Origin of the sequence: Burkholderia sp. AU6039 (assembly GCF_002223365.1) — a bacterium.
GTDB lineage: Bacteria > Pseudomonadota > Gammaproteobacteria > Burkholderiales > Burkholderiaceae > Burkholderia.
On sequence record NZ_NKFK01000005.1, the window covers coordinates 983,078 to 994,546 of the forward strand.

The 11,469-nt window shown below is 67.5% G+C and carries 10 protein-coding genes; 8 read left to right on the plus strand and 2 right to left on the minus strand.

Features of this window, described 5'->3' with window-relative positions; translation table 11 throughout:
* Nucleotides 1-3 precede the first annotated feature (3 nt).
* A complete protein-coding gene (locus tag CFB39_RS22250) occupies nt 4-1,527 on the minus strand; it encodes a PLP-dependent aminotransferase family protein (RefSeq protein ID WP_089474458.1) in 1,524 nt (507 codons plus the stop codon).
* 108 nt (nt 1,528-1,635) lie between these two features.
* On the opposite strand from CFB39_RS22250, the gene CFB39_RS22255 reads away from it, so the two are divergent.
* From CFB39_RS22255 to CFB39_RS22275, 5 genes are all read left to right on the plus strand, one after another.
* Nucleotides 1,636-2,742, plus strand: coding sequence for an ABC transporter ATP-binding protein (locus tag CFB39_RS22255; protein WP_089474459.1), 1,107 nt, complete (start codon nt 1,636-1,638; stop codon nt 2,740-2,742).
* Nucleotides 2,743-2,819: 77 nt separating this feature from the next.
* Entirely contained in the window at nt 2,820-3,866 is a 1,047-nt protein-coding gene (locus CFB39_RS22260; RefSeq protein WP_089427970.1) for an ABC transporter substrate-binding protein, read from the plus strand.
* Between the two features lie 102 nt (nt 3,867-3,968).
* Complete coding sequence (locus CFB39_RS22265) at nt 3,969-5,225, plus strand: ABC transporter permease (RefSeq protein WP_179257748.1); 1,257 nt, start codon at nt 3,969-3,971, stop codon at nt 5,223-5,225.
* A 37-nt stretch (nt 5,226-5,262) separates the two neighbouring features.
* The gene (locus CFB39_RS22270; protein ID WP_069251120.1) at nt 5,263-6,099 is read left to right on the plus strand and encodes an ABC transporter permease; all 837 of its coding nucleotides are present in this window, start codon (nt 5,263-5,265) and stop codon (nt 6,097-6,099) included.
* A gap of 217 nt (nt 6,100-6,316) precedes the next feature.
* The gene (locus tag CFB39_RS22275; RefSeq protein ID WP_089474461.1) at nt 6,317-7,735 is read left to right on the plus strand and encodes an MFS transporter; all 1,419 of its coding nucleotides are present in this window, start codon (nt 6,317-6,319) and stop codon (nt 7,733-7,735) included.
* A gap of 106 nt (nt 7,736-7,841) precedes the next feature.
* Here the strand turns inward: CFB39_RS22275 and CFB39_RS22280 are convergent, their stop codons facing one another.
* Nucleotides 7,842-9,575: a protease pro-enzyme activation domain-containing protein gene (locus CFB39_RS22280; RefSeq protein WP_089474462.1), complete on the minus strand. Its 1,734-nt coding sequence runs from the start codon at nt 9,573-9,575 to the stop codon at nt 7,842-7,844.
* Between the two features lie 646 nt (nt 9,576-10,221).
* On the opposite strand from CFB39_RS22280, the gene CFB39_RS22290 reads away from it, so the two are divergent.
* From CFB39_RS22290 to CFB39_RS22300, 3 genes are read left to right on the plus strand one after another with little or no spacing between them, the layout of a single operon-like run.
* Nucleotides 10,222-10,545 (plus strand): helix-turn-helix transcriptional regulator, encoded by a 324-nt coding sequence (locus CFB39_RS22290; protein WP_069252885.1) that lies wholly within the window; start codon nt 10,222-10,224, stop codon nt 10,543-10,545.
* On the plus strand, nt 10,545-10,976 hold the full coding sequence (locus CFB39_RS22295; RefSeq protein ID WP_089427966.1) for an SRPBCC domain-containing protein: 432 nt from the start codon (nt 10,545-10,547) through the stop codon (nt 10,974-10,976). Before CFB39_RS22290 ends, CFB39_RS22295 begins: the two co-directional genes overlap by 1 nt.
* Nucleotides 10,973-11,410 carry a DUF1801 domain-containing protein gene (locus tag CFB39_RS22300; protein WP_089474463.1) on the plus strand — a complete coding sequence of 146 codons (438 nt, stop codon included), beginning with the start codon at nt 10,973-10,975 and terminating at the stop codon, nt 11,408-11,410. The genes CFB39_RS22295 and CFB39_RS22300 overlap by 4 nt, the downstream gene beginning before the upstream one ends.
* Nucleotides 11,411-11,469 lie beyond the last annotated feature (59 nt).

Here is an 11,469-nt window from a genome sequence, read left to right on the forward strand (position 1 = left end):
CCGCTATGCCGCGCGCGTGAGGTCCCGCGGCAGGTGTCGCTCGATGGTATTCGCGAGCGTGTCGAACGCGGGGCCGATGCCTTCGTGCGGGACGCACGCATAGCCGAGCAGCAGGCCGCGCCGCGCGGTGTCGAGGCTGCTGTAGTAGCTGGTGAGCGGGCGCACGATCACGCCCGCATCGAACGCGCTCTGCGTGACCGCGCGATCGTCGCAGGCGTCGGGCAGGCCGAGCACGAGATGCAGGCCTGCCTCGTCGCCCATCACGGGCAGCGCGTCGCCGAAGCGCGCGCGGATCGCATCGATCATCAGTTGCCGGCGCTCGCCGTACAGCGTGCGCATTCGTCTGACGTGCGAAGTCAGGTGGCCGTCCATGATGAATTCGGCGAGCACGGCCTGCTGCATCAGCTGGCCCTCGCGATACAGCTCCGACAGACCGGTGCGGAACGTGTCGACCAGATGCTCGGGCACGACCATGTAGCCCATCCGCAGCCCCGGGAACAGCATCTTGCCGAGGCTGCCGACGTAGATCACGCGGCCGCCGTCGTCGAGCCCCTGCAGCGATGCGAGCGGGCGGCTGCCGTAGCGGAACTCGCTGTCGTAGTCGTCCTCGATGATCCAGCAGCGGTGCTGGCGCGCGTATTCGAGCAGCATCCGGCGTCGCGCGAGGCTCATCACCATCCCGAGCGGGTACTGATGCGACGGCGTGACGAGCACGAGCCGCGGCGGATGCTGCATGTCGCTGGCACGCGGGTCGAGCCCTTCCTGGTCGACCGGCACCGGCGTCAGCGTGAGGCCGGCCGCCTGCAATACGCTGCGCACGCCCCAGTAGCACGGCTCCTCGACCCATGCGCGATCGCCGATGTCGGACAGCAGCCGCACCGCGAGATCGATCGACTGGTGGATGCCCGTCGTGATGATCACCTGGTCCGGCGAGCATTTGACCGAGCGCGCGACGCGCAGGTAATCGGCGAGCGCCCGCCGCAACGGCCGGTAGCCGCCGCCCGGCGCATAGGTCAGCAGCTCGGGATTCGCCTCCTTCCACAGCCGCGCCTGCAGGCGGCTCCACGTCCGGCTCGGGAATTCCGACACGTCCGGCACGCCCGGCATGAACGCGCCCCACTGGCGCCGCGACACGCCCGCGTGCTCGATCAGTTGCCGGCCGCGCATCGACAGGCCGCCCTGCGCGTCCGGCAGCGGCGGTTCATCGGCGCTCGACGGCGGCGGTGCGGCGCCCGGCACGTGGATCGCGGCGGCGTCCGGCCGCGTGTCGGCCACATAGGTGCCGCTGCCGGTGGTCGTCAGCACGTAGCCTTCGGCCGTCAGCTGGTCGTACACGTGCAGCACGGTATTGCGCGCGATCGACAGGTCGGCCGCGAGCGTGCGCGAACTCGGTAGCTTTGTCCCTGGCCCCAATTCCCCGGTCAGGATGGCCTGCTGCATCTGCTGCAGCAACTGCCGGTACATCGGCTCGGGCGAACCGCGGTCGAGGCGGGCAGAGAGCCAGTCGGCGAGGATCACGGTATCCAAAGTGGTCCTACTAGTAATATTGAAATGGTTCCCTATTGTAGAACCGTGGGCGCCGTATAGTGGCTCGCATCTCAAAATCAATTGTCGCGAAGCAAGGGGACAGCCACGATGAAGTCCGATGATGTGATCGTCAGCTTTCGCGGCGTGCGGAAGACCTACGACGGCGAAACGCTGGTCGTCAAATCGCTCGACCTCGATATCCACCGCGGGGAATTCCTGACGCTGCTCGGGCCGTCGGGCTCGGGCAAGACCACCTGCCTGATGATGCTGGCCGGCTTCGAATTCCCGACCGGCGGCGAGATCCGCCTCGACGGCGAGCTGCTGAACAACGTGCCGCCGCACAAGCGCAACATCGGCATGGTGTTCCAGAACTACGCGCTGTTTCCGCACCTGACGGTCGAGCAGAACGTCGGGTATCCGCTGACCGTGCGCAAGCTGCCGGCGGCCGAGCGCGCGGAACGCGTCGCGCACGCGCTGAAGATGGTGCAGATGGAGCGCTTCGCGAAGCGCTACCCGGCGCAGTTGTCGGGCGGCCAGCAGCAGCGCATCGCGCTGGCGCGCGCGCTCGTGTTCGAGCCGAAGCTGGTGCTGATGGACGAGCCGCTCGGCGCGCTCGACAAGCAGCTGCGCGAACACATGCAGTACGAACTGAAGGCGCTGCATGAAAAACTCGGCGTGACCTTCGTGTACGTGACGCACGACCAGGGCGAGGCGCTGACGATGTCCGATCGCGTCGCCGTGTTCGACAAGGGCATCGTGCAGCAGCTCGACACCGTGGACCGCCTGTACGAATCGCCATGCAACGAATTCGTCGCGAACTTCATCGGCGACAGCAACCGGCTGCGCGGCACCATCGCGCGCGTCGACGGCGAATTCTGCGAATTCCGGCTCGACGACGGCACGAAGCTCGTCGGCCGTCACATCGGCGATGCGACCGAGGGTGCGCCGGCCGTCGCGTGCATCCGCCCCGAACGCATGAGCCTCGCCGCGCACGGCGCGAACGGGCACGCGAACGGCGCGGCCGCCAACCAGTTGAGCGGCGAGGCGCGCAGCCTCATCTATTTCGGCGACCACGTGCGCATGCGCTGCGCGCTGCCCGGCCAGGACGAATGCTTCGTGAAGGTGCCGCTCGGCACCGGCGCGCTCGATGCGTTCTCCCCCGGCGCACCGGTCGCGCTCGCGTTCTCGCCCGAACACCTGCGCGTGTTCGCTTGAGCAGGGTTTCCCCGATTTTCCGTAGCACGTCGTCAACAACAACTGCCCACTTCCACCACGAGAGGAGAGGAACCACCATGAACCGAGCACGCATTACCGCACGGCGCACCGCGCTGGCATTGGCGCTCGCCGTCGTCGGCGCATCGGCATCGGCTGCCGAACTCACGGTCGTCAACTTCGGCGGCGCGAACGGCGACGCACAGAAGGCCGCGTTCAACCAGCCGTTCGAGAAGGCGACCGGCAACAAGGTCACGGCCGTCGAATACAACGGCGAGCAGGCGAAAGTGAAGGCGATGGTCGAGGCGAAGCACGTCAACTGGGACGTGGTCGAAGTCGAATCGGGCGACCTGAACCGCGGCTGCGACGAAGGGCTGTACGAGAAGCTCGACTGGTCGAAGATCGCGAAGAAATCCGACCTGATTCCGGAAGCGCCGCAGGTGTGCGGCGTCGGCTTCTTCGTGTGGTCGACGGCGCTCTCGTACAACGCGGACAAGCTGAAATCGGCGCCTACCGGCTGGGCCGATTTCTGGAACGTGAAGAAATTCCCCGGCAAGCGCGGCATGCGCAAGGGCGCGCGCTACAACCTCGAATTCGCGCTGATGGCCGACGGCGTCGCGCCGAAGGACGTGTACAAGGTGCTCGGCACGAAGGCCGGCCAGGACCGCGCGTTCAAGAAGCTCGACGAGCTGAAGCCGAACATCCAGTGGTGGGAAGCGGGCGCGCAGCCGCCGCAGTTCCTCGTCGCCGGCGACGTCGTGATGTCGACCGCGTACAACGGCCGCATCGACGCCGCGCAGAAGGAAGGCAAGAACCTGAAGGTCGTGTGGAACGGCAGCATCTACGACCTCGACTACTGGGCGATTCCGAAGGGCTCGCCGAACAAGGCGCTGGCCGAGCAGTACATCGCGTACACGCTGACGCCGAAGCCGCAGCAGGGCTATGCGCAGCACATCGCGTACGGCCCGACGAACATCGCGGCGATCAAGTCGCTCGACGCGAAGACGCTCGCGAACCTGCCGAACTCGCCGGCCAACGGCAAGAACGCGGTGCTGGAAGACATCGGTTTCTGGACCGACCACAGCGACGAGCTCGAGCAGCGTTTCGCCGCGTGGGCGACGAAGTAACCGTCGTTCAGGCATCCTGATGCAACCGGCCGCGCGACGCGTCGATCGTGTCGCGCGGCCTTCCGCCGGATCGTGCCCGGCCGGAGAGAACCGTTGAATACGATGACGATCGCGCCTTCCTCGCCGTCGAACGCCGCGCTCAAGCGCGAGCTGAAGGCCGCCGAGGCCCGCAAGCGCACGATGGCACTGCTGCTGGTCGCGCCGCTCGCGATTTTCCTGCTGCTGATTTTCGTCGTGCCGATCGGCACGCTGCTCACGCGCGCGGTGCAGAACCCCGAGATCGCCGCAGCGCTGCCGAACACGGTCCGGGCGCTGTCGGGCTGGGACCGCAAGGCGCCGCCGGCCGACGCCGCGTATGTCGCACTCGCGGCCGACATGACGAAGGTGGCCGACAGCGAGGCGATGGGCGCGCTCGCGCGGCGGCTGAACACCGAGATTCCCGGCTATCGCTCGCTCGTCGCGAAGACGGCGCGCGCGATGCCGCTGAAGGGCGACAATGATGCCGCACTGACACCCGCGCAGACGCGCGACAAGCTGGTCGAGCTCGATTCGCGCTGGGGCGATGCCGCCTACTGGCAGGCGATCGCGAAGAACGGCAGCGCGTATTCGCCGTTCTACCTGCTCGCCGCGCTCGACCACAAGCAGGACGGCTTCGGTCACATCGTGCCGGCCGACCCCGACCAGTCGATCTATCTCGCGATCTTCGGCCGCACGTTCGTGATCGGCGTCGCCGTCACGCTGTTCGCGCTGCTGCTCGGCTATCCGCTCGCGTACTGGATCTCGACGCTGTCGGAGCGGCGGGCCAACCTCGTGATGATCCTCGTGCTGATTCCGTTCTGGACGTCGGTGCTCGTGCGCGTCGCCGCATGGATCGTGCTGCTGCAGAGCGAAGGGCTCATCAATACGGCGCTGATCGGCAGCGGGCTGATCTCGCATCCGCTGACGCTGCTGTTCAACCGCATCGGCGTGTACATCTCGATGACGCACATCCTGCTGCCGTTCATGATCCTGCCGCTCTACAGCGTGATGAAGTCGATCCCGCCGACCTACCAGCGCGCGGCCGTGTCGCTCGGCAGCCATCCGTTCGCCGCGTTCTGGCGCGTGTACGTGCCGCAGACCTACCCGGGCGTCGGCGCGGGCGCATTGCTCGTGTTCATCCTCGCGATCGGCTACTACATCACGCCCGCGCTGCTCGGCGGACCGAACGACCAGATGGTCAGCTACTACGTCGCGTACTTCACGAACGTGACGATCAACTGGGGCATGGCGTGCGCGCTCGGCGGGCTGCTGCTCGCGGCGACGCTCGTGCTGTACGCGGTGTACGGGCGCTTCACGCGCACCAACGTGAGCCTCGGCTGAGCGCCGCGTGCAACGAAACGGGAAGGGGAATCCGATCATGAAACTCGCCAGGCCGCTGTTCGCGCCACACATGTCGTTCGTCGAGCGCGCGTGGTACGTCGCATTGCGCGTGCTCGTCGTGCTGACGCTGCTGTACCTGATCCTGCCGGTGCTCGCGATCGTGCCGCTGTCGTTTTCGTCGAGCACGTTCCTCGTCTATCCGATCCCGGGCTTCTCGACGCGCTGGTACGAGAACCTGATCGCATCGGACGAGTGGCGGATGGCCGCGAAGAACAGCTTCATCGTCGCACCGTCGGCGACCGTCGTCGCGACCGTGCTCGGCACGCTTGCCGCGATCGGTCTCACGAAGGCCGACTTCCGCGGCAAGGCGCTGCTGATGGCCGTGCTGCTGTCGCCGATGATCGTGCCGGTCGTCGTGGTCGGTGTCGGCATGTACCTGTTCTTCGCGCCGCTCGGGCTCGCGAACACCTACACGGGGCTGATCGCCGCGCACGCGGCGCTCGGTGTGCCGTTCGTCGTGACGACGGTGGCGGCAACCCTGCAGGGCTTCAACCAGAACCTCGTGCGCGCGAGCCTGTCGCTCGGCGCGAATCCGGTGTCGACGTTCTTCCGCGTGACGCTGCCGGTGATCGCACCGGGTGTGATGTCCGGCGCGCTGTTCGCGTTCGCGACGTCGTTCGACGAAGTCGTCGTCACGCTGTTCCTCGCGGGCGCGGACCAGACGACGCTGCCGCGCCAGATGTTCACCGGTATCCGCGAGAACATCAGCCCGACGATCGCTGCGCTCGCAACGATCCTGATCATCTTCTCGACGAGCCTGCTGCTGGCGCTCGAATGGCTGCGCGGCCGCAATGCGCGGCGCGCGGTGACCTGACGCGGCGAGCCTGCCGTGCCTGCGTTGCCGCGCGTCCTGCGCGGCCACGCATTTGCTTTCATTTCGCTGACTGACGAGGCGGCCGCCTGCACGTTCGATACGGCTCTGCAACAATACGGGGCGCGGCGGCGCGCGTTCCGTGCGGTGGGTCCGGAACGCCGCCGCGAGTCCAATCCGCGACGCGGCGCAACGCGTCGCTCGTCAGCCGAGCCTCATCTTGTCCGAATTCGCTTCCCCCGCCGGCGCGCATGAGCCGGCCGTCAACTGGCGTGCGATGTCCGCCGTGCTGCTGGCCGTCGCGCTCGCGACGCTCGACACCGCGATCGCGAACACCGCGCTGCCCGCGATCGCCGCCGACCTGCATGCATCGCCGGCCGCGTCCGTCTGGATCATCAACGCGTACCAGCTCGCGATGGTCGCGACGCTGCTGCCGTTCGCGTCGCTCGGCGACATCGTCGGCCACAAGCGCGTGTATGTCGCCGGGCTCGCGGTGTTCACGGTTGCGTCGCTCGGCTGCTCGCTCGCGTCGACGCTGCCGATGCTGACGGCCGCGCGGATCGTGCAGGGCTTCGGCGCGAGCGCGATCATGAGCGTCAACGTCGCGCTGATCCGCGGGCTGTTTCCCGCGCACCGGCTCGGGCGCGGCGTCGGCTTCAACGCGCTCGTGGTCGGCGTGTCGTTCGCGGTGGGGCCGACCATCGCGTCGCTGATCCTGTCGGTCGCCGCATGGCCGTGGCTGTTCGCGGTGAACGTGCCGCTCGGCGTGTTCGCCCTTGCCGTGGCGATTCCGTCGCTGCCGCAGACGGCGCGCGGCAAGCATGCGTTCGATCCGGTCGCGGCGTTGTTCAACGTGATCACGTTCGCGTCGCTGATCTTCGCGCTCGGCGAATTCGCGCAGCGCGGGCCGCTTTCCATCGTGTTCGCGGCGGCGGCGGTCGCGCTCACCTTCGGCTGGCTGCTGATTCGCCGCCAGGCCGGGCACCCGGCGCCGATGCTGCCGGTCGACCTGTTTCGCCGGCCGGTGTTCACGCTGTCCGCGCTGACCGCGGTGTGCGCGTTTGCCGCGCAGGGGCTCGCGTTCGTGTCGCTACCGTTCTATTTCGAAACCGTCCTGCATCGCAACGCGGTCGAGACGGGCTTCCTGATGACGCCGTGGTCGGTCATCGTCGCGCTCGCCGCGCCCATCGCGGGGCGCTTGTCGGATCGCTATCCGCCGGGCCTGCTCGGCGCGATCGGTCTGGCGTTGCTGAGCGCGGGCATGGTGTCGCTCGCCGCGTTGCCGGCGGCGCCCGGCGTCGTCGACATCGGCTGGCGGATGATGCTGTGCGGCGCCGGCTTCGGTTTCTTCCAGTCGCCGAACCTGAAGGCGCTGATGTCGAGCGCACCGCCCGAGCGCAGCGGCGGCGCGAGCGGGATCATCGCGACCGCGCGGCTGATCGGGCAGGCGACGGGCGCGGCGCTCGTCGCGCTGTCGTTCGGGATCGCGGGACGCCACGGGCCGACGCTCGCGCTGATGCTCGGCGCGGGCTTCGCCGGGGCCGCAAGTGTCGCGAGCGGATTGCGGCTCTTTGCGCCGTCGCATCGGGCCGGTGTGCCGGCCGCGTCGGAGCGCGTGGGCGAGCAGGCGACGGAGTAGGGTGGCGCGCAGTTGCGGCGCAAGCCGATGGCCGAACGACCATCGCGGGAAATTTTCGAGCCGGCGCGCAACGAACCACCGCCACGCGCCGGCCTTCACGCTTCGCTTAGAACCCGCCCGACTTGATCAGCTGGTTGAGGTTCGCGATGTTCAGGCTGCCGAAGCCGGTCGTGTAATCCCAGCCGGTGCCTGCGTTATAGCCATACCCCTGATAGCCGTTGTTTCCCGACACCACGTCGTAGCGCACGAGCGACGGGTTCGACGGAATGTCGGCGTAGAACTTGCCGGCCGGGAAGCCGAGGCCCGTGCCGTTCGCTGCGAGCAGGCGCGCCCAGAGGCCGGTGAAGATCGGCGCGGCGAGGCTCGTGCCGCCGATCTGCTGCAACTGGCCGTAGTTGTAGATGTACGCACCCGTGCTTTGTGCGGCGTCGAACGAGACGTCCGGCAACTGGCGGTTGCTGCCCGATTGCCACGACGGCGCGGGCAGGATCGTGCTGACGCCGCCGCCCGTCGCCCACAGCTTGCCGTTGCCGTCGAGCCCTTCGTTCCACACCGTCTCGCTCGAGAACGCCCCCGACGACGACGTGTAGAGCGTCGTGCCGCCGATCGCGAGCACGTGCGGCGACGATGCGGGCCACGACACCGTGTAGTTCGAGCCGTCCGGATAGCCGCGGTTGTTGCACTCGTACACGCCTTCGTCGCCCGACGAAACGGAGAACGTCTGGCCTTGCGCCGCGGCGGTCGTGAAGATCTGTTCCTCGGCGTCGAGCGTGCCGTCCGCGTTCGCATCGGTTTCGCACCAGCCGAGCGATACGTTGATCACCTTCGCGGTGTTGTCCGACACCGCGCGGTTGAACGCCTGCGTGAGGCCCGTGTTGCCGCTCGCATTGAGGTCGGCCATGTAGAACACGAGCTTGCCGACCTGGCCGCCGGCCGAGCCGACGATCGACTGGCTGTCCAGATCCCACTCGCCCTGGCCGTCCTGGTCGTCGGTGTAGCTGCCGGCCGAGCCGTTGGTCTTGATGGTCTGCGTCGACACCGTGCCGTAACCGTTGCTCGACGTGAACTGCTTCAGGTCCTGCAGCGTCTGCGACACGCCGCCGATCGTGATGATGCCGACGGTGACGCCGGCTGCGGTCGGCACGCCGGTTGCGTTGTAGAGGCCCGGGAATTCCTTCGGATAGTGGCCGGTCGCCGTGCCGGCTGCAAGCGCCTGCGGCTTCGACACGTTGCCGATGCGCAGCAGCGGCCGCGCGCGTGCAACGCTCTGCAGCCCGAGCACCGAGCCGACGACGTCGCCGAGCGCGCGCGGCACCTGCGCAGTCGACGTGTTCGCGAAGCCCGAGTGACCCGCGTAGTCGAAGTGCACGAGCGACGTGTTGAATGCGGTCTTCACGGTGGCGGCCGTGCCGCTGGCGGAGACCAGCAGGCGGTTCGGCGCAACCTCGACGTTCACGAAGCCGCTCTTGTGCAGATAGTCGACGACCGACTTCACCTGCGCATCGGTCGGCGCGTAGTTGGCGAGGAACTGCTCGTGCGTGAGGTACTGGCGGTAATGCGCGCTGCCGGGCCGGTTCACGTCGCGCGCCAGTTGCTTGAGCTGCGCGGCGTTGCGCAGTTTCAGGCTGACCACGACGTCGGTCGTTTCACCGCCTGCCAGTTCGAGCGACGGCGCCGCGCTGCGCGCCATCAACTGCGGGCCGGTCAGAAAGGCCTTCGTATGCGTATCGACCCAATCCGTCGTCGCATGCGCCGCGGCGGCGGCGAACACGAACGGTGCCACGCACGCGAGACGGCGGGGCGACGGAAGGGGAAGGGCAAACCAGGTGTTCCTTTTCATCGGGAGTCCTTTTTTAGGAGAGGCGACGTTACTGGAACCCCCGGCCCTTGTGGGGCCGCGAGCGGTGACGAGCGTAGGGCGTCGCTGTCGTTCGGGTAGCTGCCATTTTCCATAGCTGTCAGTTCTGACATCGGCGCGGGTGCACGCCTGCGCTGCGTCATGCGCGTAAGCGAATTGCGGCAGCGGCGAGCGGAACCGGTTCGCGATACGGCCGCGCAGCAAGGCGCGACGCTCGCACGCACGAGTCGCTCGTCGCGACGCCGGAACGTGCGCGATCGCGGAGCGGATCGCCGCGTGAGCGCATCGCGCGCGACCAGTCGGTGTCGCGTGCCGCGTCGCACTATGTGGTCAAACGCAGCGACACGGCAGGAACGGATTCGCGCGTGCACAAAAATGGGGTCGCTCGACCGCAAACGTTTCCCGAACTGTGGAACGGTGCTTCCGGCAGTCTTGCAGGCGACTTTCGGATCGCATGCGGCAATTGCGGATTAGAGGAAAGGCTCGAATTCGGGGGCGTCCACACACCGGCGCGGCGGACAGCCGGCCCGCGCAAGATCGCGCGGGCGTCGTTCGCGACATTCCGCCTTGACGTGCGTCGATCAGCGGATAAGCTTCAATTCATAACCATCGGGTTATGGATTTGGACATGCAGAACGCACACGACATGCTTTTCAGGACACTTGCCGATCCCACGCGCCGCGCGCTCTTCGAGCGGCTGTGCGCGGACGGCGAGCTGACGGTTGCCGCGCTGACGGCCCATGCGGGCGTCTCGCAGCCCGCCGTCTCGAAGCATCTGGGCGTCCTGAAGCAGGCCGGGCTCGTGAGCGACCGCCACGAAGGCCGGCAGACGCACTACAGCGCGCAGCCTCAAGCGCTGGCCCCGTTGATCGACTGGACGAGCCAGATGGCCGGCTTCTGGCAGACCCGGTTCGATGCCCTCGAAGATCTTCTGAAAAGGATGGACCAGTAATGAACCAGGCCACCACCGAAACGCGCTCCGTCGTCGTCGACCGGGAGCTGCCTCATCCGCCGGAGAAGATCTGGCGCGCGCTCACGCAACCGCACCTGATCGAGGCGTGGCTGATGAAGAGCGACTTCGAGCCCGTCGCGGGTCGTGCCTTCAGCTTCCGTGCAGACTGGGGCTCGGTCGACTGCACGGTCCTGACGATCGAGCCGCCGCATGCGTTGTCCTATACGTGGGCGGCATACGGCCTCGAAAGCGTCGTCACGTGGACGCTCACGCCGACGCCGCGCGGCACGCACCTGCGGATGGAGCAGGTCGGCTTCCGTCCCGACCAGGAGCAGGCGTACCGCGGCGCGCAGCACGGCTGGGTCCGCTTCTTCGACTCGCTCGAACAGGTGCTGGCACGCCCCGACGAAGGCACGGAGGCCCGCGCATGAGCCCAACCGACCTCACGCCGTCGGAGCGTATCGACGCGCTGATCGCCGGCATCGCCGACTGGCGCGGCAAGACCTTCGCCGACCTGCGCCAGACGATCCTCGACGCGCAAGCGGGCATCGTCGAGGAATGGAAATGGATGGGCAGCCCCGTATGGTCGTGCGACGGGATGATCGCGGTGGCGAACGCGCACAAGGGCAAGGTGAAACTGACGTTCATGCACGGCGCGCAGCTGCCCGATCCCGACCAGCTCTTTAACGATGGCCTCGACGGCAATGCGCGGCGCGCGATCGATTTCTTCGAAGGCGACAAGCTCGACAAGCGGGCGCTGAAGAACCTGGTGCGCGCGGCGATCGACTACAACCGCACGCATCTGAAGAAGAACGCCCGGCGAGCGGGCGCAGGCACGAAGGCGCGGGCCGACAAGGCGGCATGACGCGCCGCATGACCGGTCACGCGGCGTAGCGCAGGAAAAAAAAAGCCCGACACGAGGTC